The sequence below is a fragment of the Pseudoalteromonas sp. MMG022 genome (assembly GCF_021654245.1).
In the GTDB taxonomy this organism is placed as follows: domain Bacteria; phylum Pseudomonadota; class Gammaproteobacteria; order Enterobacterales; family Alteromonadaceae; genus Pseudoalteromonas; species Pseudoalteromonas amylolytica.
In genome coordinates this window covers 46,705-68,752 of record NZ_JAKFZQ010000008.1, presented here as the reverse complement: position 1 = coordinate 68,752, position 22,048 = coordinate 46,705, and the positions used below count along the sequence as shown (strand labels likewise).

The window sequence follows — 22,048 nt, the reverse complement described above, 5'->3', positions numbered from 1 at the left end:
ACTTTTGTTTTATAGCGCACAATTCAATATCTTGGGTTGTGCGCTTTTTACTGGCTTAGGTATTTCTGACGATAAGATTAGGTGGTAATAAAGTTGACTCTACTTCTTCACCACGGATCAAGCTAAGTAAGTTTGAGACCAGCATTTGTCCCGCCAAGGTTGTGTTCTGTTGTACTGTAGTGAGGGCAGGAGATACATAACTTGCTGCAGGTATGTTATCAAAGCCAACGACACGAACATCATTGGGCACCATAATACCGGCTTCTTGCAGTGCACGGATTGCACCGATGGCTATCAAATCACTGGCAGCAAATAGGGCATTAAAGTGAACGTTATTAGCGATGAGAGATTTAGTCGCATGATAACCAGAGTCTTCGGTAGAGATGGCATTGGCAATTTTGCGTTCATTCAGTTGTATGCCTTGTGCCAAAAATGTGTCTCTAAATCCTTGATAGCGAGCAAAAAACTCAGGGCTATGATGTGATGCATCACCTATGAAAGCACAATCTGTGCGTTTTTGTTCAATTAAATGCTGTGCGGCAAGTTGTCCACCGCCATAGTTGTCACAACTTACTGTTAAGTCGGGCCGGCCATCAACCTTAGCACCCCAACAAACAAATTTAGTGTTTTGTTCTAACAATTGTTGTAACCGAGACTGATAGTCCAAGTAATCGCCATAGCCGAGTAAAATTATACCGTCGGCGCGATGGCTATCTTCATAATCGGCGCGCCAATCTTGGCTGCTTGATTGAAAAGAGACTAACAAGTCATACCCTTCTTTGGCACAAGCGCGTGTAATACTGCCGAGCATACTTAAAAAGAAGGGATTGATTTGTGACTCATCTGTCGTCGGGTCTTCAAACAACAACAGCGCTAAAGTACTACTTTGCTGGGTACGTAAATTGCTGGCGTTTTTATCTACTTTGTAGTTTAGTTTTGCTGCCACCTCGTGCACTTTACGTCGAGTTTCTTCATTGACCAAGGGGCTATTTCTCAGCGCACGCGAAACCGTGGACTGGGATACACCAGCGTAGTGGGCAATATCAAATGATGTTGCTTTACCTTTATGCTTCATTTTTGTACTCAACAGTAGTTAACTTGGTTATTGTCAGGATCTGAACAAATATTTCAACCAATTTCGCCATAATCATAAATTTTTTATTGCCACTTTCTGACACCGGTGTCATAATGTCGGTGTTTTATCATTTTGTTGTCAAAACGTATTGGCTGCCCAACTTGTGTGGGCAGCACTTTTTTACGTCAGTTAGCGTGCAAAATTAACTGAATGACCAATAGAAATACTTGCACTGGCAACCTGGGCTTGGTGCATAAAAATAAGCGCGTATCGCGCAATGACAAAAGAGAAAACAACATGACCCAGACAACAAGTTACCAACATCAAGATTTTGATCCGATTGTCGTTGCCGATATCGGTGGAACGAATGCAAGGTTTGCTATCGTCACTCATTATTGCCAGCAAACTCGTCAATTCGAAATACAACATCAGATCACTTACCCAAGTGCAGATTTCCAATCATTTGAAGCTGCTTTAACTCGCTTTCTAAGCCAATTACCGATAGATAGACCAAAAAGAGCATGTCTTGCAGTCGCAGGTCCAATTAAGTCACAACAGGTTTATTTAACTAACCTTGGTTGGCATTTCGGTATCGCACCGCTCAAAGAGCAGATGCAATTTGACGAATTAGCGGTTATCAACGATTTTGCGGCTTTTGCCTACGCAGCACCGTACTTGGATACAAAACAGAACTTAATTATTAAGTCAGGTCAACCTGAACCAGACGCCAATATTGCTGTAATGGGACCGGGCACTGGTTTTGGCGCAGCGTGTTTAGCGCGAGACATAAATGGCAGTGCGGTGATGAGTTGTGAAGCCGGGCATATTAATCTGGCACCGGTGACAGCGCTTGATAGACAACTGCTTCATGCGTTGCGATCGAATTTACAACATGTGTCTATTGAGAGTGTATTCTCGGGCCCAGGCATCGCTCGTTTGTACCGTGCTATGGCCGAAGTAAAGGGCCATACCCCCATGGATCTAAATGCTTCGCAAATCAGCCAGTTGGCACCGGAATGTGAAGTCTGTGATGCAACCTTGACACATTTTTGTGACTGGATGGGTAGCGTAGCGGGTGATTTAGCGCTGACCTTTGGTGCACTTGGCGGTGTATATATAGGTGGGGGGATTTTACCTCGCATGACAGATCGCTTATTATCAAGTCGATTTATTGAACGATTCACTGAGAAAGGGTTAATGTCACAGTACGTTGGACAGATCCCGGTGACTTTAGTAGTACAAGACAATATTCCTCTTATTGGTGCCGCCGCATGTTTGCATGAGCGACGCGCATAGCAAGAGGCTTGGAATAATTGCATGAAAAAAGTAACCATCAATAGTGTTGCAACTTACGCTGGCGTATCTAAAAAAACGGTTTCCAGAGTCCTTAACAATGAGCCTAACGTTAGCCCAGCAACACGTGAGAAAGTACTGAAAGTCTTTAAAGAGCTAGACTATACGCCAAACCCCATTGCTCGCGGATTGGCTAGAAATAGAAGCTTCATTATTGGCTGCTTGTACGATAACCCAAGTAAAAGTTACATAACTCGTGTACAAAGCGGCGCGTTGGAAGCTTGCCACAAGCATCACTATAACTTGCTAATTCATCCGTGTGAGCTGCGTGGTGAAGAGCTCATTGCCAATATTGAACACCTACTTACCACCTCAAGACTCGATGGTATGGTGCTAACGCCGCCATTTTCAGACTCACAAGAGCTCATTAATTTTCTGAAGAAGAAGAAAGTGCACTTTGCACGCGTTGCATCGGCTATCGATGATGCTGAGTCTATTTCTGTACGCAGCAATGATGAGCAAGGGGCTTACGAGATCACGGAGCATTTGATTGAATTGGGCCATAGCAATATCGCCTTTATCAAAGGTCACCCAGATCACAGCGCCACCGAACAGCGTTTCTGTGGGTATCAGCGCGCATTGGCCGAGCATAATATAACCTTTAATCCGAAACTGGTTGCCGAGGGTAACTTTAGTTATCACTCTGGTGCTGATAGTGCAAAGGAGATATTAGATCTGAGCCCAAGGCCAAGTGCAGTGTTTGCGTCAAATGATTACATGGCAGCGGCGGTGTTAAAGCTCGCTACACAAAGGCAATTAAAAGTGCCTGAAGATATTTCTATCGCCGGCTTTGATAATGCGCCAATTGCCCGCCATATCTGGCCGGGACTGACAACTATCGCACAACCGGTAGAAGAAATGACGCGTCAAGCAGTAGAGCAACTCATTTTGCAAATAAGCGATGAGCAAACGCCTGTTTATCAGGCCACGCTTGAAGCGAAACTCATTACCCGTGAGTCAACGGCAAACTATAAGTAAAGTATTCGATTTCAATTATTATACTTGCCCAAAAGCCCTGCACATAGCAGGGCTTTTTTTATGTTAATAGTCACGCAAACTTGTGTTGGATCAAGGATAACTTACTTGCTCAGGCGTACTGTAAGGCTATCAGCTAATGATAAGTGTATAACAACAGACAATAGGAATTGAATAATGAATATTGAGCGCCATAGTCTTGCTAAAGAGTTACCAGAGTTTAAAGATAAAATTCATGAGTTAAAAATGAAAGACCGTCATTTTGCTCGACTGTTTGAAGATTATCACAATGTCGATCATGAGGTTGTCCGCATCGAAGAAGGGGTAGAAAATACCTCTGATGAGTATTTAGAATCACTCAAAAAACAGCGTTTGCATTTAAAAGATCAGTTGTATCGTATCTTAAAGTGCGCATAAAGAAGTAAAGCCCAACCCACCGAAATAGTACCATAAGGCATATTTCAGGTGGGTTGGATAGATCGGTTTTATGCCAATATCTGGCATGTTTTTCTATCACACTCTATAGGCATAACTCAAAAAACAATGGAAAAGCCATTCATCGACAAAGCTCAAAGCAGTTAAAAATCCGAGTGTAATATTTTCCACTATACTCTTAGTCATTGCTTTTATGATGGTGTACATATGTGGGATTGTTAGCGCTCATTCTTGTTATCGCTGGAGTTACTGGGCTATGCCTATCTCTTCACTGGGCATATAAAATATGTCAGATTTCTCGTCAATTTGGTTGGCGCGTGTTATTTGGTTTAATCGTCTTTTTTATACTGGGCTATAGTGCATTTACGGCCTACTTATTTGAACGAGAACAAGTTGAGCTACTCAACGTGGGTTTAGCGAGTATTCTGTTTTTTGGTTCAATCTTTGTTTTAATCGTCAATCATATGGCCCATCAAAGTTTAAAAGCACTGGCAAAACTTGTTGAAGATGAGCGCTTTCACGCGCAAACAGACTTCTTAACCAAGCTGAATAATCGAGAACATTGTGTTAATACCATAGAGACAAAAATTTCCCAAGGCCATGCCTTTGCCGTCATGTTGGTTGACCTAAATAATTTCAAACAAATTAATGATTCTGTGGGGCATTTGTTTGGAGACAAAGTACTGGTTGCCTTATCACAGAGACTGACAGAAGCGTTATCACCCGGCAGCACACTATTTCGCATGGGCGGAGATGAGTTTGTAATACTGATTGATGGCACCGAAGAAAGAACGATTTATGCGCAAAATAATGCACTTATTAAAGCGCTAGAGTACCCTTTACAGATTGAAGATGTGGCAGTTGATGTACACTACAGCGCAGGTGTGAGCGTATATCATGGCGATGAACAAAGAGATTGTATTACCTTGTTACGTGAAGCCGATATTGCCATGTATAGTGCAAAACGTTCTCGCCAGTCGTTGGTGATATTTGATGATGTATTACACAAGGGGTGTGATCAGGAGTTTCATATCTCAGTCGGCCTTAAAGAGGCATTTGCGCAACATACATTGAAAGTATTTTATCAGCCGATGATTAAAGCGAAAAGTGCTGAAGTTCATGGCGTAGAGGCGCTGGCTCGATGGCCGCAAGCAAATGGTACAATTATGATGCCGGAACATTTTGTGCCTGTTGCAGAGAGTAGTAACTTAATTCGCCAGCTCAGTTTATTTGTAATAAAAAGAGTGTTTGCAGACTTACCAGCATTACTGGCATGTGATAAACATTTAATGGTTCATATAAATCTATCCAGCCATGACTTTTTGAACAAAGAGCTAGTCAATCTGTTAGCGAGTTTGCTCAGTGGTAATCAAGTTGCAGCTAAGCATATCACCTTTGAATTGACAGAAAGCATGATGGTGGCCGATTTGGCGCAAACACAGGCATTAATAGAGGTGCTTATTGAGATGGGGTTTGCGGTGAGTATCGATGATTTCGGTACTGGCTTCTCTTCGTTTAAGTTACTTAAGGATCTGCCTGTATCGCAGATAAAAATCGACCGCTCGTTTATTGAGGGGTGCGTGAAAGATGAAAAAGCGCAGATCATTGTAGAAACAACCATGTTTATGGCTAAACGCCTTAAATGCTCCGTTGTGGCAGAGGGTGTAAATCATGACAAAGTGGCGAGTTATTTAACCAGTATCGAGTGCGACTATTTGCAAGGGTATAATATTTGTGAGGCGCTGCCATTGGATGAATGTATAAAATGGATCAAATCAAATGGCTTAGTCAAAAGTGTTTTAAAGAAATACTAATCATGTGCCTTACATCGTAGCGCTAGGCTTTGAAATGTCGTCCGATTGTCGTCTTAGTACCGCTAGAAAAGCGGTGCTTTTACTGGAGCTTGGAAGCCATACAATTTATCAAACTCAGGTATATTATTCTCCCAAATGGGCGTATCTTTGCCTATATATTCACGCATTGCATCAAAAAATAGCCGTGTTCTGACGGGTAAATCTCGATGCGGATAAACAGCATATAACGCAGAATAATCAGTTAACTTGACATCGGTCAGTAGCGGCACCAGTTGGCCATTGATAATTTCTTGATCAACCAAAAAGGCAGGCACAGTGCAAAAGGCTGTGTCAGAAAGCACCTTCATCATTAACAACTCACCATCGTTACTTCTAAAGATACTTTTAATCTGAATTTCTTGTGGCTCGTTGTGGTCATCTAGGTAATGCACGCCAGTAACCTTAAGGCCATCGCTTGCATAGCTTGCTGCTGGTAATCTGGCGAGATCTTGCATGGTTTTCGGTTCACCATAGGTTTCAATAAATTGTGAAGTAGCTAGAATTATGAGTCGATTTCGGGCTATTTTGCGGGCAATGAGGGTAGAGTCTTTTGGTTCACCAACGCGAAACGCCAGATCATAGCCTTCACCAACTATATCCACTAGCCTGTCCTCGAGTCGCAACTCAACCTCAACCTGCGGAAAGCGTTTTTGAAATTCGTTAACCACAGGCTGTACGTAGCGCCTACCGATAATCGTCGAACTGGTGATTTTCAACAACCCTTTGGGCTCGGTGTGGTAGTTCTCTGCAAGTAACTGAGTCTCACTGAGTAGCTTCCTAAGTTGCTGCGCCTTTTTTACCATTTCGGCTCCCGCAGCCGTCAACGAAAACGAGCGGGTGGTACGATTTAACAATCTAACACTGAGTTCATCTTCTAATTTACTGATTTGTTTAGAGATAACCGAACGGTCAATGTTCCTGTTTTGAGCTGCCTTGGCAAAAGAGCCACGTTCAACAACATCTAAAAACATTAATAAGCGTGTACTTGTGTCCATATTCAGTTTCTCTTAGATTTCTATTGGTGCCATTTTGGCATTAAATAATTTAAAAAACGATGCTTTTTTGGCTCTTTTCTGATCTATAGACTGTATTGCTATCAGTACTAGGAGATAAAACCATGAAAAAATCACTCGTGACAATAGCGATTCTGGGCTGCTTAGCCTATATGACAGGATGTAGTGAATCACATGCCGAGGCCCCAGCACAAAGCGCCCAAGCATTTAAACAACCTATAGATGTTACTGCGGTAAAAGCATATCCAGTGCAATCTTGGTTTACTTATACCAGCCGCTTAGAGGCCGTTGATTTTGTGCAACTGAGGCCGCGAGTATCAGGAAACATTGCCGCGGTTAATTTCAAAGAAGGGCAAAGCGTGAATGAGGGGGATGTGTTATTTACCTTGGATCAGCGCCCTTTTGTGGTGAAAGTAGCTGAACTAGAAGCGCTATTAGCAAACGCCAAAGCGCAGTTGTCTCAGGCTGAACGCGATGTAAAAAGAGCGGCGCGCCTTTTGAAAACGAAATCTATTTCTCAAGAAGAAGTTGAGCAACGACGCTCTTTACTAAGCCAGCATCAGGCGAATGTGATGGCAACACAAGCTAAGCTCGACGCTGCTAAGTTAGATTTAACGTACAGCGAAGTTAAAGCCCCTATTAATGGTATTGTGTCTCGCGCTGAGTTGACCACAGGTAATACAGTCCAGGCAGGCACAAGTGTGTTAACGCATTTGGTATCCAATGACTTCGTTTATGCATATTTTGATATTAACGAGCGTACTTGGCACAAACAGTTCAATCAGTTGCGAGGCGATAAGCAAACGCAAGTCGTCATGCAAATGCTTGGAGACCACGAGTTTGAACACAGTGGCGTTGTTGATTTTGTTGATAATCATATTAACCGTCAGACAGGTACGCTACGTGTCCGTGCTGTATTTGCTGCGACACCACAGTTAAAGCCTGGTGCATTTGTGCGTGTGCGCATTGCCGCTGAAGATGTTCAGCAACAGGTTCTGGTGCCTGAAAAAGCGATTGGTACGGATTTGAAAAATCGTTTTGTGTTGGTAACAGATGAGCAAAATGTCTTGCAGTATCGACCCGTTACGCTTGGCGAGCGTTATGGCGTTATGCGCGCAGTTGTTACGGGTTTAAAACCAGGAGATAAGATTGCAGTCAATGGTCCAGCCAGAGTTGGACCAGGCATGCCGATAGCACCACAAATGGTTGAGGTTGAACCTGATAGTAAGCTGCTGGTGATGAATGCTGCAAGCCAGACGTCGCTGTTGGTTGCCGAGCGAGGAGAATAAGGCATGTCTTTTTCTCATTTTTTCATCAAACGGCCCATATTTGCGGCGATGCTTTCTTTGGTCATTTTTATTGCTGGTGCTTTGAGTTTGTCTCAACTTCCAGTGAGTGAATATCCAGAAGTTGTACCGCCTACGGTCGTGGTATCCGCAAGTTATCCGGGTGCGAATCCGACTGTAATCGCAGAAACGGTGGCAACGCCTCTTGAGCAGGAAATCAATGGCACACAAAACATGCTGTATATGTTTTCTCAAGCGACCAGCGATGGACGTATGACACTGACAGTGACATTTGCGCTGGGCACGGATCTGGATAGAGCGCAGGTGCAAGTACAAAACCGCGTTAATAGCGCACTACCTCGCTTACCTCAAGAGGTACAGAGGCTTGGTGTTGTTGCTGAAAAGGCTTCGCCGGACTTGACGATGGTGGTACACCTTTACTCACCGACAAACAGTCACGATACCACCTATCTATCTAATTACGCCGATTTGTACGTTAAAGACGAAATTGCTCGTCTGCCTGGCGTTGGAGATGTACAGCTGTTTGGTGGTGGCAAGTACGCCATGAGGGTGTGGCTAAACCCTGATGCGCTGGCGGCGAATCAATTAACGGCGATGGATGTTGTTAAGGCATTACGGGAGCAAAACCAACAAGTTGCAGCTGGCAGTTTGGGGGCGCAACCAGCGGCGAATGAGTCTGAGTTTCAAGTTTTGCTTAATGTACGTGGCCGCCTTGGCAGTATAGAAGAGTTTGAACAGGTGGTTATTAAAGTAGGCGAGCAAGGCGCGCTTACTAGGCTAAAAGATGTCGCGCGTATAGAACTTGGCCAGGATAACTATTCACTGCGAGCTATGTTAAACGGCCAGCCCGCGCTTGCAATGCCTATCTTTCAACGACCCGGATCGAATGCGATTGAACTGTCCGATCAGGTTCGTCAGACGATGGCACGCTTGAGCGAATCTTTCCCTGAAGGCGTTGAATATGACATCGTGTACGATCCGACCGTGTTCGTGCGTGGTTCAATTGATGCCGTTATCACGACCTTGCTTGAAGCCATTGTGCTGGTCGTGCTCGTGGTGATCCTTTTTCTACAAACATGGCGTGCGTCGATTATTCCATTGATAGCCGTGCCGGTATCTCTAGTTGGTACATTCGCAGTGATGCAATGGTTGGGTGTGTCTATCAATACCTTATCGTTGTTTGGCTTAGTGCTGGCAATTGGTATCGTGGTTGATGATGCAATTGTTGTGGTTGAGAATGTTGAACGCAACATCGCCAATGGATTAAGTCCAGTGGAAGCCACTAAGCTGGCAATGAATGAAGTGACAGGGCCGATTATTGCCATTGCACTGGTATTGTGTGCGGTGTTTATTCCTACGGCGTTTATCACGGGGTTATCGGGGCAGTTTTATAAGCAATTTGCGCTGACTATTACTATTTCTACCATCATTTCAGCGATCAATTCACTGACCTTGTCGCCAGCGTTATCAGCCTTGTTACTAAAACCACATGGTAGCAAGCCAGATGGGTTAACACGCCTACTGGATAGGATATTTGGTCGCTGGGTCTTTGCGCCTTTTAATCGTTTTTTTGACAAAAGCAGCGAAGGGTATGAAAAGCTGGTTAAAAAGCTGATCAGAATGTCTGCTGTGGTTATGGTGCTGTATGTGGCGCTATTGGGGTCGACGGCTAAATTATTCGATGCTGTGCCAGGCGGTTTTATTCCAGCTCAGGATAAACAGTATTTGGTCGCAATCGCGCAATTACCTGATGCTGCGAGCTTAGATAGAACTGAAGCTGTAACAAGGCAAATGGAACAAATTGCATTGCAGGTGCCAGGCGTTGCAAACACGGTGTCTTTTCCTGGGCTGTCAGTCAATGGCTTTACCAACAGCCCCAATGCTGCCATTGTGTTTACGCCGCTTGAAGACTTTACAAAGCGTAATGACCCAAGTTTATCTGCGATGGCAATTGCGATGGAACTTAACAAGCGCTTTAGCGCCATTGATGAAGCCTTTGTCGCTGTTTTTCCTCCGCCGCCAATCCAAGGTTTGGGGACTACAGGGGGGTTTAAGTTGCAAATTGAAGACAGAGGCAATAAAGGATTTGAGGCGCTATTTAATACATTACAAACTGTAACCAATGAGGCAAGAAAAGACCCAGCGCTGACGGGGATGTTCTCAAGCTTTAGAATTCAGGTACCACAAATGGATATCGATATCGACAGAGAACAGGCGCTGTTGCAAGGTATTCCGTTATCAGAGGTGTTTAACGCACTACAGGTATATATGGGTTCTTTGTACGTGAACGACTTCAACTTATTTGGTCGTACTTACCAAGTGACTGCGCAAGCTCAAGCACAAAGTCGTTTAGACCCTGAGCAGATATTAGCGCTAAAAGTGCGTAACGTAAGAGGTGATATGGTACCGTTGGGGTCTGTTTTAACCGCGACACCTACGACGGGACCGGATAGAGTGATGCATTACAATGGCTATCCAAGTGCTGAGCTAAACGGCAGTCCAGCTCCAGGGTTTAGCTCTGATCAAGCGCAGCAGGCAATGGAAGCGATATTAGCTAAGCACCTGCCCAATGATATGGCGTTTGAGTGGACTGATGTGACTTATCAGCAAATCTTAGCGGGCAATACCATGGTATATATTTTCCCGCTAGTGGTACTGCTGGTATTTATGGTACTGGCGGCACAGTACGAAAGCTTAAGGCTGCCATTGGCCATCATTTTGATAGTTCCAATGACTATCTTCTCTGCATTACTTGGTGTTTGGTGGATAGGCGGAGATAACAATATATTCACGCAAATAGCTCTAATCGTGTTGGTTGCTTTGGCGTGTAAGAACGCCATTTTGATGGTTGAGTTTGCTAAAGAGCAAAATGATGATGGTCAAACAGCACTAGAGGCAATCATCACCGCTTGTAGACTGCGTCTTAGACCAATTTTGATGACCTCGATTGCGTTCACGGCTGGGGTTATTCCTTTGGTGCTAGCGTCAGGGGCGGGAGCTGAAATGCGCCATGCCATGGGGGTCGCAGTATTCTTTGGCATGTTGGGCGTAACGTTATTTGGATTGCTATTTACACCGGTGTTTTATATGTTGGTGAGTAGCAAAAGCGCTAAAAATGTAGCAAAGTCTAGCCAGATTTTGACACATGATTAACTTATAGTTGAGCTGTACAACAATGAATGTTCTAATAATTAAAACGGTTATTAGAACATTACATACAACTAATCAGCCTCCAAAATAGAAATGAATGAGAATCGCGTGACAACAATTCCTGAAACCATGAGCGGTATTTTACTTGCAGAGCCAGGTGTACACTTTCGTTTGCAGCAGGCTCAGTTAAGCACGCCAAAACCAACAGCACAGCAAGTGTTAGTGAAGGTGGAATACACAGGGCTAGGCAGCTTAGACGAGAAATTTGCCCAACAAGGCACGCCTTGTTGGCAGTATCCACGCGTATTTGGCTTTGATGCGGTTGGTACTGTGGTTGATGCGCCAAAAGGAATGCATCCACAAGTTGGTACGCGCGTGATGTGGCACAATGATATCAGCACGCCAGGTGTGATGAGTGAATATGCCGCTGTGGCAAACTATGCCTTGGCAGTGGTGCCTGAACACGTTGACCCAATCGTAGCAGCTTGCCTGCCAACACCGGGGATGACGGCGTTAATTGCCTTGCTAAAACTGCAGTTAGACGAAGGTGATTCCGTTTTCATTGAAGCAGGCCACACGTGCACTGGTCAGTTGGCAATTCAATTTGCTAAACAACAGGGGCTCATGGTGTTTAGTAATTGCCCACAAGGCCATCAAGAGCTTTTAAAAGAATTGGGCGCTGACGCAGTGTTCTCTGAGCAAGATGAAAATCTAGCCGACTTGATCCAGCGTCAATATGGATATGATGGTGTTCAGGGCGTTATTGATAGCAGCGGTCAACATACCAATGAGTTATTGTCACTGTTGCAATTTTGCGGTCGAATCAGTTGTATTTCCGGTTTATCCCAGCTTGATGATGCGTTATTGTTTAAAAAAGCACCAAATATTGGCGTGGTGTCTTTGCCAGGGGCTTGGCTGGCCAAGAGTATTTGTGCGCAGCAGCGTATGTCATTTCTAGGTAATATCTTGATGGAAAATCTTCAGCAAGAACGTTTACGTTTGCCAAAGCATGAACTTATCGCTTTTGAAAGCGATGAGATAGCGCGAGCGTTAAAACAAAGACAACACCTGCCAGGTACCTTCCAGAGCATAAAAGTAGCGTAGGCTCACTATGCTAACAGTCCTTTGCTAAGGCTTAGCTAAATAGTATTGGCTTTAGCAAAGCAAAGGCTGAGCGACACTTTTTCAATACTCCTTACAAATCCTAACATTTGTTCTTGCATGCCTTCGTTATAATGCACGCGAAACATTTTTGCGTGATGAATGGCAGCAATAAACGGAAATTTATTGGTGCTGATTTGGCATCAAGTATGTGCTTATTTGCATCTTTTTATGCATGAAATGTTTGCGTACCATATCGCCATATAAACATTTAGGACGTTTACTCATGAACAGATTAATTATCGTGTTAGCGATGCTGTTTTCAGCCTTTAGCTTTGCATCGGACACACCCTATCAGTTAATTACCAAAGTAGGTGACGAATTATTTACCGATATTAAAGCGGTTAACAAAGACGGCAAAGCTCAACCTGATGTTATGAAGAACATCGTACGTAGCCGATTAATGCCGCATATAGATGTGAAGTTTGTGTCATTTAAATTGCTGGGTAAGCATATAAAAGGCTTGCAACGAGCTGAAGCCGTTGAATTTATCAATGCGGTGGATAGCTACTTAGTAGCAACCTATGCCAACGCTTTGTTGCAGTACAAAGGGCAAAATGTACTGTTTGAAGAGTTGCCGCTTGGTGACAATGAATTTGCTACCGTAAAAGTGGTGATTAAAGAAATGTCAGGACCTGATATCGATATGCACTTTAAATTCAGACAATCGAAAGACGGTAGCTGGAAAGTCTACGATATGGTTGCAGAAGGCATTTCATTGCTCAGTGCCAAGCAAAAAGAGATTATTACTCGCATTTCTGAAGTGGGTTTGGCTCAAGTAACACAAGAGCTAAAAAATAAGGCGTAACAGTTTTAACTTTCCGACTTTAAAGTTAAAAGTTTAAGAGCAGCAACCGCTGCTCTTTTTTTTAAAATTCTCTAGGTGATACAAAGGTACCTTCTTGAATACTGGTATAGGTTTTTTGTGCTAAATCGTTCAACGGATCTAGCGATTTACCAAGGCTGGTAATTTGATGTTCAATGGGAATAATATCCACATTTTCATAGCCAGATAGTTTTGCCACCTTAGCAAAGGTATAAGCATGTTTGTATTTTTCTTGCTTATAAAAAATACTCGTCAGAGTTTCGTATACTTCTGGAGCGGGTTGTTGGCCTTTCTTATTTAACTCTAAAACGCGGTACAACAAGTCGACCGTTTTATCATCATCAATCTTGGCATAAAAGGTTGCCAAAAAGAGCTGAATCTCCGGATCATCTTTAACCACTTTTTGTTCTTGCATGTTGAGTAATTTATTTAACGCCGCTCGATTAGCGTTGCGTGACCAATGGTAATACAGTAACCCAGGATGTGTGGTGTTTAATGTTTCTTTAAAAATGCGATTAATTTCTTTAAGGCTTGTTAAATGACCATTGACGCGAGACGTGGTTTTTTCTTTTAGTTTTATGTGTTCAATTTTGGCCGCGAGGGAGACACATTTGTCATAGTCTTCGAATAGTTTAAGTAGCTGGTACTTATTTTCGTCGGTTGGCTTCTTGTATTCATGATAACGCGCAACAATTACCTCCGCGCGCTCTTCTCTACAATGACTATCTGTGTTTAAGTCACTACAAAATCCAGGCGTTTCGTCGCACACTCGACTCAACGTAATGGCGTTATCACAGCCTGCCAATAGCAATACAGACAAGACAATAGATTGTCTTAATGCCATGAGATTTCCTCTTGTCGTCATTTATTATGAGTATTCTAGCCCAATGAATTGATGAGTAACAGTGGAGAATCACGGCGGTTTAAATTAGAATACGTGTGCCCGATAGGGCTATCCGTTCAAAAAATTGTTTATTAGGCAGAAAAAATGACCTTATCTCACGAGCAAGAATATCAAAATAGCTGGCAAGAACGCCAAGATTACGCAGAAAATATGCAACCAATTATTGGTCGCTTATATCGTAACTCTGGTATCGAAATCGCGGTTTATGGCCGTCCTTTGGTAAACACCAGTACCATCGACGTGATCAAAGCACACAAAACTGTTGCACGCTTTGAAGAGCGTAAACTGCGTTTGCGCGAAAGCTTCCCATTTTTAGAAGCTATCAGCAAAATGGACTTAGCACCAGCACGCATCGATTTAGGCAAACTAGCATATGGCTACATTTATAAAAATGCTGGTGAAGGCCGCTCAATCGAAGAATATCTTAACGCTGAGCTTGCTGAGCTAATCAACAAAGGCGATGAGCAAAAGCCTCGCGACGTTGTGCTTTATGGTTTTGGCCGTATTGGTCGTTTATTAGCGCGCCTACTTATTGAACGTGGCGGCTCTCACGCTGATTTACGCCTACGCGCTATCGTTGTTCGTGGCGGTCGTGATGGTGACTTAGAAAAGCGTGCAAGCTTACTACGTCGTGACTCTATCCATGGGCCTTTCAACGGTTCAATCACAGTTGACCATGAAAAGAGCGCGATTAAAGCTAACGGTAACTACATTCAAGTTATCTATTCAAACTCTCCAGATGAAGTAGATTACACAAAATACGGCATTGAGAACGCGTTGATCGTTGACAATACCGGTATTTGGAAAGATGAAGATGGTCTTGGCCTGCACCTTAAATCAACAGGCGCAGCAAAAGTACTATTGACTGCACCTGCTAAAGGCGACATCAAAAATGTTGTTTACGGTGTAAACAATCAAGACATTAAGAGTGAAGACAAGATTGTATCAGCTGCAAGTTGTACAACCAACGCAATCACTCCTGTTCTAAAAGCTATAAATGATAAGTTTGGTATAAAGAATGGCCACGTAGAAACGGTTCACTCATACACTAATGACCAAAACTTGATCGACAACTATCACAAAGCAGAGCGTCGTGGTCGCAGTGCGGCATTGAACATGGTTATTACCTCAACTGGTGCTGCAAAAGCGGTTGCTAAGGCACTTCCGGAACTTGCGGGTAAGCTAACAGGTAACGCTATCCGCGTACCTACACCAAATGTTTCGATGGCAATCATTAACTTAAACCTAGAAACAGCGACTGACCGTGAAGAGTTGAACGAGTTTTTACGTAACACATCGCTTTACTCTGACTTACGTGATCAAATCGATTACACAGCGTCAACAGAAATCGTATCAACAGACTTAGTTGGTAGCCGTTATGCGGGCGTAGTAGATTCACAAGCAACAATTGTTGATGGTGATCGCGTTGTTCTTTACGTTTGGTATGACAACGAGTTTGGTTATAGCTGTCAGGTAGTACGTGTTATGCGTGATATGGCAGAAGTATCATTCCCAAGTCTGCCTCGTTAATACGTTGATAGTCTTAAAAAGCCAGCATTTGCTGGCTTTTTTAGTTTTTGAACGTAGCAGGCTGTGATACTCTTGAGCGTATTACGTTACAGTCAGCTAACAAGAATTAACAGCGAAGTTCTCCCGCTCAAAATGAACGGGGTAAAACAATTAAGGTACATGATGAAGATCACCAGTAATTTTGACAGTGGTAATATCAAGGTGCTAGCGGCTAGCGAGCCTCTTGATATTCAGTTGGAAATTAATAAAGACAATGAATCCGATTTTTTTCAGTGGTTTCACTTTCGTTTAGAGAGCACACCATTTTTAGGTCACAAACTACATATTAATGGTCTTGAAAAGTCAGCTTATCCAGAAGGATGGGATGACTATCATGCGGTTGCATCATACGATCGTCAAACATGGTTTAGAGTGCCGAGTCATTATGAAGATGGCCGTTTAATTATTGATTTTGAACCTGAATTTTCACACACCTACTTTGCTTATTTCGCACCGTATAGTTATGAGCGTCACCTAGATTTATTATATTGGGCACAAAGCCATGACATTTGCGCCATTGAAACACTGGGTGAAACACTAGATGGCCGTGACATTGGTCTACTTACTGTAGGGGAGCCTGAGGACGGTAAAAAGCAAATCTGGATCACCGCGCGTCAACACCCTGGTGAAACAATGGCTGAGTGGTTTGTTGAAGGCTTGCTACATAAGCTGTTAGATGATGAAGACCCGCATGCAGCTGCATTATTGTCAAAAGCCGTATTCCACATAGTGCCTAATATGAACCCAGATGGTAGTGTGCGAGGTCATCTACGCACGAATGCTGCAGGCGTTAACTTGAACCGTGAATGGCAAACACCAAGCTTAGAAAAATCTCCAGAAGTATATCACGTGTTAAATAAAATGCATGAGACTGGCGTTGATATGTATCTAGACATTCACGGTGATGAAGCGCTACCGTACAATTTTGTGGCAGGTGGTGAAGGGATACCAAGTTATGATGCACGTATCAAAGAACTTGAAGATACTTTCAAAGCTGCACTATTGACGATTACGCCTGAGTTTCAAGATGAATTTGGCTATGATAAAGACGCTCCAGGTGAGGCAAACCTAACCGTTGCGTCCTGTGCTGTGGGTGAGGCATTTAAAACGTTAGCTTATACCGTTGAAATGCCGTTTAAGGATAATGCTAATTTGCCAGATCCTTACTATGGTTGGTCAGACAGACGTTCATACCAGTTTGGACAAGACACGCTCGCGGCGATTGTGAGTGTCGTAGATAAATTAAGATAATAATTAACCCAAAAAGCAACCGTTATTCGGTTGCTTTTTACGTATAACAACAAGAGGATGAGTCGTGGATGCATTTGGACAGTTTCTAGATTTTCTAGATAGCATTTTAGGGGGATCCGTTTGGTTCCCATATGTACTTTTAGGGGTAGGTTTATTCTTTACAATTTATCTCAAGTTCCCACAAGTTCGCTACTTTAAGCATGCATGTAAAGTAGTAACGGGTAAGTTTGATAAAAAAAGTCATGAAGGGGACACTACTCACTTTCAAGCTCTGGCAACTGCTTTGTCGGGCACTGTGGGCACGGGTAATATTGGTGGTGTAGCGTTGGCTATCTCTATTGGTGGTCCTGCAGCGTTGTTTTGGATGTGGATGACTGCATTTTTCGGTATGACGACCAAGTTTGTAGAGGTCACCTTATCGCATAAGTACCGTGTCAAAACCGATGATGGCACAATGGCTGGTGGCCCTATGTACTATATGGACCGTCGCTTAAACATGAAGTGGCTGGCTATATTATTTGCTATAGCAACTGTGATCAGTTCATTTGGTACAGGAAGCCTGCCGCAGATCAATAACATTGCGCAAGGTATGGAAGCAACTTTTGGCATTGAACCTTGGCACACAGGTGGTGTGTTATCTGTATTATTGGCGCTAGTAATTCTTGGTGGGATCAAACGTATCGCTGCGATTACTTCTCGCATTGTGCCAATTATGGCAGCTATCTACATCGTGGGCGCGTTAGCCGTTATTTTTTACAACATTGAAAATATCGCACCGTCATTTGCCGCTGTATTCACCAACGCGTTCACAGGCTCCGCCGCAGCTGGTGGTTTCTTAGGTGCGTCATTTGCTTATGCCTTCAACCGAGGTGTAAACCGTGGTTTATTCTCCAATGAAGCCGGTCAGGGTTCTGCGCCAATTGCGCACGCCTCTGCAAAGGCCGATGAGCCAGTTTCGGAAGGGATGGTATCTATTTTAGAACCATTCATTGATACTATTATTATTTGTACACTCACTGGTTTGGTTATTTTGTCATCTGGCGTGTGGTCTGAAAAGTTTGATACTCAGTTTGAGCGTTCATCAATGACTATTCTCCATGGTAAGTACAGTGAAAATGACCCGCAGCAACGCCAGGAACTGTATCAATATCTCAACGGTGGTAAAGAACATTCGGTGCAGCCGTATACAGGCAATATAGAAGTGTTGCAGGGCAAGGCGCTAAGTGATGACTTTACGATTATTCATTCACGCTCGATTGGTGAAAACATTCGCTTCGGTATTACAGAGCGTCATGTTTACACAGGTACAGTGGAAGTGGACAAAGGTAAGCTGGTTGATGACAGCATCAGTATTCGTGGTGAATCTTTGGTTCACTCAGCTGAGCTGACAACCAAGGCCTTCACTCGTGGTTTCTTTGGTGAAAACGGTCAATATATCGTATCGATTGGTTTGTTGATGTTTGCATTTTCAACGGCGATTGCATGGTCATATTACGGTGACAGAGCCATGATCTATTTACTAGGCAGTCGTTCAGTCATGCCTTATCGAGTATTTTATGTGGCGGGCTTTTTCTGGGCGTCATTTGCTGATACCACACTCGTTTGGAAATTAGCAGCGGTGGCGATAGTGGTTATGACTCTACCAAACTTGTTTGGTATTTTCTTGCTGCGTAAAGAAATGAAAGACTCTGTAGATGATTACTGGCAGAAATTTAATCGTGAACACAAAGAACATGCATCTAGTGACCAAAAAAGTGACGATAAAAACAACATGCGCGTAAACGAGTCGAATTGAACAAAGACATTCGAATAGAAAACGAGTAAAATGGCGCCCACTATGGGCGCTTTTTTTGTAGCATTTGGAGAGTTATTTATGGCAATTGTACAATGTCCTGGTTGCAGCAAATCCATTTCAAATAAAACTAAGGTATGCCCGCATTGCCAACTGCAATTGGGTGAGCTGACTGAAGAACAGATTGAACGACTTGCGATAAAAAAACGTATCAGTAAACAACAAAAGTTTATGAATCATTCGTTTTTGGCATTGATTTTATTCCTTGGTGGCTTTTTATATATGTATTGGCACCAACCTGAGCCGGATTCGTTACAGATGATAGCGGCACAGGGAGCCATTGCTGTGGGCTGTGTGTGGTACTTGGTTAACCGAGTTGTGTTGATTTATTTGAAAAAGAAAAAGTAGCGATGAATATTGACAGTATAGTAAAAAGCTTAACACCAGAAGTGTACGAGCGTCTCCAGTATGGTGCTGCAACAGGCAAATGGCCAGATGGTACGCCGCTTAACGAGGCGCAAAAAGCCCAAACGGTGCAGTTAGTGATGCTATATCAGGCGAAAGTTGCTAAAAGTAATGAGCAATTTACCATTAATGAGCGCGGCGAAATGGTTCAAAAGTCAAAGCGTGAGTTACAACAAGAATTTAAAACCCAAAATGAAATAGCTAGGTTCAGTGAACATGATCTTTAAACACCTTTTTACGCCTAAATGGAAGCACCCAAAAACGGCAGTACGTTTGGCGGCAGTTGATAAATTAGATACAGGGAAAGACGCGGAGGTATTACAAACCTTAGCCTTGCAAGATAGCTCAACAGAGATCCGCAAGAAAGCATTGCACAAGGTTAATGATCTGGTGTTGTGGTGGCAAGCATATAAGCAGGACCAAAGCTTAAAAGAATTGGCAGAGCAGCAGATTTCCAGCGCAGTGCTTAACAAAAATGACGCACTGAGTGATGACATTCGTAGCGAGTATATCGACAAATACGCTCCGACAAAATTGCTTGAAAAGCTCGCTTTTTCAGAAGGTGAAATACAATTTAGAGTTAAACTGCTCAAACGTTTAGCAAACGCGAAGCTCATAGAGCGGGCTTTTAAAGAGGGTGGTGAGGCGGTACAAGTCGCGTTGTTACCTCTTACAGAGCAATATCAATTAGATAAAGCAGTTTTGAAAAGTGCGCAAGGTGAAGCGAAAACGGCTATTGAACAGCGAATTGAGCAGCAGAGGCTTGCCAAAGAAATGCCGCAACAGGTTGAGCAGCAAACCAAAATGGTGTTGGCGAAGCTGAACGCACTACGCGACAAGTTCGATTATCAGCAAGTTAATGAACAAGCGAAAGCGCTATTAAGTGAGTGGCAAGAGATTGAACTAAAATGGCTAGATGACGAAGCGATTAAGGCAGTTGATAAGAAGTTTACCAGCATCAACAAGAAGCTTGAACAGCACATCGCAAAGCAAAAGGCTGAGTTTGAGGCCGAGCAAGCTAAAATACAGGCAGAACAAGCTAAAGCAAATGAAATTAAATCAAGCATAGCTGCGATTGATGCGTTTGCACAGCAATTAGCTAAGGCAATTAGTGAGTTAGATGAGCAGCAAAGCAAGTCATTAGATGAACAGTTAACTCAATTAAGTAGTATGCTCGCTCAGAGCGAATTTGCTGACTGTAAAGAGTTAGTAGAGCAGCGCAAGCGTATCGAAACCTTTGCTAAACAGTTGACTAAGATCCCAGAACTTATTGCGGCAAGCAAACAAATAAAAGCGGCTTTGGAGGCACTAGCAGTTATCAAGCCTACTGACGAAAAAGAACTGCTGGACAAAAGAGTGGCTGAGCAAAAATCTGCCTATGATGAATGTAAAGCAATTTTGCGTCAGCTTCCCGATGATCTTCAAAAGCAGGCATCTGAGCAATTACATGCGCTAAGCAAACAGTTTAAACAAGGCATCACACCGTTGCTGGATGAGCAACAAAACCATTTAAAGCAAGCCAGACGCAAAGGTAAAGACGTGCAGCGTTTGATTGAGCAGGGACGTTTCAATGTTGCCTTTGGGGTGTTTAATGGTTTCTTGGAGCACTATCAACAACTGACCGAAAATAATCAGCAGAGCATTGAAAAGTTATACACGGGCTTGAACGAGTCTTTACAAGAAGTACGTGATTGGCAGAAGTATGCAGCAACGCCTAAGCGTGCAGAACTGTTGACTCAGGTTGATGAAATGCTCGCGCAAACAGATGTAGATCCGAAAAAACGCGCAGAAGAAGTTAAACTACTTCGTATTCGTTGGAATGAGCTGGGCCGTGTAGATACGGATGAAGAAAAGGCACAGGCACAGCAGTTTGATGAAAAAATTGAGCAGCTATTTGCTCCTTGTCGTGAGTTTTTTGCCCAGCAAGAGCAACAGCGAGAAGAAGCAAAACAGGCTCGGGTTCAGATCATTGAGCAAATGAAAGTACTTGAGGCACAACAAGCAGATGCAGATAACTTTGACTGGCGCCAGTTTGAAAGCCAATTCAATCGTTTAGCAAAGCAGTGGCGTACAGCTGGAAGCGTAGATGGTTCGGTATACAAGGCATTGAATGGCGACTATCGAGCAGTTTACAGTTCGGTTAACGAGCGTTTGAAGTCATATCATCAAGCCAACGCTAGGCTTAAACAACAGCTTGTGGAGCAGGCACAGCAGCAACTAGAATCTGAAGATCTGGCTGATGCATGTGAACAGCTAAAAGCACTACAAAAGCAGTGGCAAAATATTGGTTTTGCGGGCTCTAAGCAGGAACATACGCTTTGGCAGACGTTTAGAAAGCATAATGATGCAGTATTTTCTAAACGCAGTGAGCAGTTTGAACTACAAAAGCAGCAACAATCTGAGCACGAAGTTGAGCAGCAGGCACAGTTGGACGCCTATGCCTCAAAGCTGCATGAAGCAGAGTCAGTTGAGGAGCTAGCTAAATTGGCAGCTGAGGTCTCAGCACTGGATTTAGTGCCCGGTTTGCGAAAGCTAAAAGCAGCTCTGTTGGATAAAATTGCTCAGTTGCAACAGCAATTAAAGGCGAAACAGGATAAGCAAAAGTATGTTGAACTTATAAACGCAATTGAAGCGGGTGAGTTGTTACCTACCACTTGGCAGCAGCCAAAGGGCACGACAGAGTTAGTTCCAGCACAGCTTATGCTTCGTTTAGAAATTTTGGCAGACGTGGAATCGCCACAAGAGATGAAAAAGCAGCGTATGGTTGAGCAGGTAGCAATGCTAGACGCTAAGCTTCAAGGTGAAGAAGTGAGCTTTGAGGTATGCCTAGCGCACTATTTGAGTGCAGCGCAGAGCGAGCTTGACACCGAACGGCTGTTAAGAGTTTTGAAAAAATAAACTCTATTTATAAAAAAATCC

General features: G+C 43.4%; 17 protein-coding genes. 14 read left to right on the top strand and 3 right to left on the bottom strand.

Features of this window, described 5'->3' with window-relative positions:
• Positions 1-55: 55 nt before the first annotated feature.
• Positions 56-1,075, bottom strand: a complete 1,020-nt coding sequence (locus L1070_RS09365; protein WP_237125362.1) for a LacI family DNA-binding transcriptional regulator — start codon at positions 1,073-1,075, stop codon at positions 56-58.
• Positions 1,076-1,372: 297 nt separating this feature from the next.
• Here L1070_RS09365 and glk point away from each other — a divergent pair, with 297 nt between their 5' ends.
• From glk to L1070_RS09345, 4 genes are all read left to right on the top strand, one after another.
• Positions 1,373-2,371 (top strand): glucokinase, encoded by a 999-nt coding sequence (glk, locus tag L1070_RS09360; protein WP_070986848.1) that lies wholly within the window; start codon positions 1,373-1,375, stop codon positions 2,369-2,371.
• A gap of 21 nt (positions 2,372-2,392) precedes the next feature.
• Positions 2,393-3,406: a LacI family DNA-binding transcriptional regulator gene (locus L1070_RS09355; protein WP_237125361.1), complete on the top strand. Its 1,014-nt coding sequence runs from the start codon at positions 2,393-2,395 to the stop codon at positions 3,404-3,406.
• 174 nt (positions 3,407-3,580) lie between these two features.
• A complete protein-coding gene (locus tag L1070_RS09350) occupies positions 3,581-3,820 on the top strand; it encodes a YdcH family protein (RefSeq protein WP_070986850.1) in 240 nt (79 codons plus the stop codon).
• A 227-nt stretch (positions 3,821-4,047) separates the two neighbouring features.
• Positions 4,048-5,652, top strand: coding sequence for an EAL domain-containing protein (locus L1070_RS09345; RefSeq protein WP_237125360.1), 1,605 nt, complete (start codon positions 4,048-4,050; stop codon positions 5,650-5,652).
• Positions 5,653-5,714: 62 nt separating this feature from the next.
• On the opposite strand, the gene L1070_RS09340 is transcribed toward L1070_RS09345, so the two are convergent.
• Complete coding sequence (locus L1070_RS09340; protein ID WP_070986851.1) at positions 5,715-6,686, bottom strand: LysR family transcriptional regulator; 972 nt, start codon at positions 6,684-6,686, stop codon at positions 5,715-5,717.
• A gap of 122 nt (positions 6,687-6,808) precedes the next feature.
• Between L1070_RS09340 and L1070_RS09335 the strand changes: the two genes are divergently transcribed.
• The 4 genes from L1070_RS09335 to L1070_RS09320 all read left to right on the top strand — a co-directional run bounded on the left by L1070_RS09335 (position 6,809) and on the right by L1070_RS09320 (position 13,130).
• Positions 6,809-7,993, top strand: coding sequence for an efflux RND transporter periplasmic adaptor subunit (locus L1070_RS09335; protein ID WP_237125359.1), 1,185 nt, complete (start codon positions 6,809-6,811; stop codon positions 7,991-7,993).
• A 3-nt stretch (positions 7,994-7,996) separates the two neighbouring features.
• The gene (locus L1070_RS09330) at positions 7,997-11,164 is read left to right on the top strand and encodes a multidrug efflux RND transporter permease subunit (RefSeq protein WP_237125358.1); all 3,168 of its coding nucleotides are present in this window, start codon (positions 7,997-7,999) and stop codon (positions 11,162-11,164) included.
• Between the two features lie 105 nt (positions 11,165-11,269).
• The gene (locus tag L1070_RS09325; protein WP_237125357.1) at positions 11,270-12,265 is read left to right on the top strand and encodes a zinc-binding dehydrogenase; all 996 of its coding nucleotides are present in this window, start codon (positions 11,270-11,272) and stop codon (positions 12,263-12,265) included.
• 283 nt (positions 12,266-12,548) lie between these two features.
• Positions 12,549-13,130, top strand: a complete 582-nt coding sequence (locus L1070_RS09320; protein WP_237125356.1) for an ABC transporter substrate-binding protein — start codon at positions 12,549-12,551, stop codon at positions 13,128-13,130.
• Between the two features lie 61 nt (positions 13,131-13,191).
• Here the strand turns inward: L1070_RS09320 and L1070_RS09315 are convergent, their stop codons facing one another.
• Positions 13,192-13,992, bottom strand: a complete 801-nt coding sequence (locus L1070_RS09315) for a DUF2989 domain-containing protein (protein WP_237125355.1) — start codon at positions 13,990-13,992, stop codon at positions 13,192-13,194.
• Between the two features lie 144 nt (positions 13,993-14,136).
• On the opposite strand from L1070_RS09315, the gene L1070_RS09310 reads away from it, so the two are divergent.
• The 6 genes from L1070_RS09310 to L1070_RS09285 all read left to right on the top strand — a co-directional run bounded on the left by L1070_RS09310 (position 14,137) and on the right by L1070_RS09285 (position 22,027).
• A complete protein-coding gene (locus tag L1070_RS09310; RefSeq protein ID WP_237125354.1) occupies positions 14,137-15,582 on the top strand; it encodes a glyceraldehyde-3-phosphate dehydrogenase in 1,446 nt (481 codons plus the stop codon).
• Between the two features lie 162 nt (positions 15,583-15,744).
• Positions 15,745-16,872 (top strand): M14-type cytosolic carboxypeptidase, encoded by a 1,128-nt coding sequence (locus L1070_RS09305; RefSeq protein ID WP_070986858.1) that lies wholly within the window; start codon positions 15,745-15,747, stop codon positions 16,870-16,872.
• A gap of 64 nt (positions 16,873-16,936) precedes the next feature.
• Positions 16,937-18,667, top strand: coding sequence for an amino acid carrier protein (locus L1070_RS09300; RefSeq protein ID WP_237125353.1), 1,731 nt, complete (start codon positions 16,937-16,939; stop codon positions 18,665-18,667).
• Between the two features lie 78 nt (positions 18,668-18,745).
• A complete protein-coding gene (locus tag L1070_RS09295) occupies positions 18,746-19,072 on the top strand; it encodes a hypothetical protein (protein ID WP_070986952.1) in 327 nt (108 codons plus the stop codon).
• A 2-nt stretch (positions 19,073-19,074) separates the two neighbouring features.
• Complete coding sequence (locus tag L1070_RS09290) at positions 19,075-19,356, top strand: DUF1315 family protein (RefSeq protein WP_070986860.1); 282 nt, start codon at positions 19,075-19,077, stop codon at positions 19,354-19,356.
• A complete protein-coding gene (locus L1070_RS09285) occupies positions 19,346-22,027 on the top strand; it encodes a DUF349 domain-containing protein (protein ID WP_237125352.1) in 2,682 nt (893 codons plus the stop codon). Before L1070_RS09290 ends, L1070_RS09285 begins: the two co-directional genes overlap by 11 nt.
• Positions 22,028-22,048: the final 21 nt, after the last annotated feature.

Excerpts from the sequence above, each read along its gene's own strand:
- L1070_RS09335 (WP_237125359.1), top strand. The coding sequence starts at position 6,809 with ATGAAAAAATCACTCGTGACAATAGCGATTCTGGGCTGCTTAGCCTAT.
- L1070_RS09365 (WP_237125362.1), bottom strand. The coding sequence starts at position 1,075 with ATGAAGCATAAAGGTAAAGCAACATCATTTGATATTGCCCACTACGCT.
- L1070_RS09330 (WP_237125358.1), top strand. The coding sequence starts at position 7,997 with ATGTCTTTTTCTCATTTTTTCATCAAACGGCCCATATTTGCGGCGATG.
- L1070_RS09355 (WP_237125361.1), top strand. The coding sequence starts at position 2,393 with ATGAAAAAAGTAACCATCAATAGTGTTGCAACTTACGCTGGCGTATCT.
- L1070_RS09350 (WP_070986850.1), top strand. The coding sequence starts at position 3,581 with ATGAATATTGAGCGCCATAGTCTTGCTAAAGAGTTACCAGAGTTTAAA.
- L1070_RS09285 (WP_237125352.1), top strand. The coding sequence starts at position 19,346 with ATGATCTTTAAACACCTTTTTACGCCTAAATGGAAGCACCCAAAAACG.
- L1070_RS09340 (WP_070986851.1), bottom strand. The coding sequence starts at position 6,686 with ATGGACACAAGTACACGCTTATTAATGTTTTTAGATGTTGTTGAACGT.
- L1070_RS09315 (WP_237125355.1), bottom strand. The coding sequence starts at position 13,992 with ATGGCATTAAGACAATCTATTGTCTTGTCTGTATTGCTATTGGCAGGC.
- L1070_RS09320 (WP_237125356.1), top strand. The coding sequence starts at position 12,549 with ATGAACAGATTAATTATCGTGTTAGCGATGCTGTTTTCAGCCTTTAGC.
- glk (WP_070986848.1), top strand. The coding sequence starts at position 1,373 with ATGACCCAGACAACAAGTTACCAACATCAAGATTTTGATCCGATTGTC.
- L1070_RS09290 (WP_070986860.1), top strand. The coding sequence starts at position 19,075 with ATGAATATTGACAGTATAGTAAAAAGCTTAACACCAGAAGTGTACGAG.
- L1070_RS09295 (WP_070986952.1), top strand. The coding sequence starts at position 18,746 with ATGGCAATTGTACAATGTCCTGGTTGCAGCAAATCCATTTCAAATAAA.
- L1070_RS09310 (WP_237125354.1), top strand. The coding sequence starts at position 14,137 with ATGACCTTATCTCACGAGCAAGAATATCAAAATAGCTGGCAAGAACGC.
- L1070_RS09305 (WP_070986858.1), top strand. The coding sequence starts at position 15,745 with ATGAAGATCACCAGTAATTTTGACAGTGGTAATATCAAGGTGCTAGCG.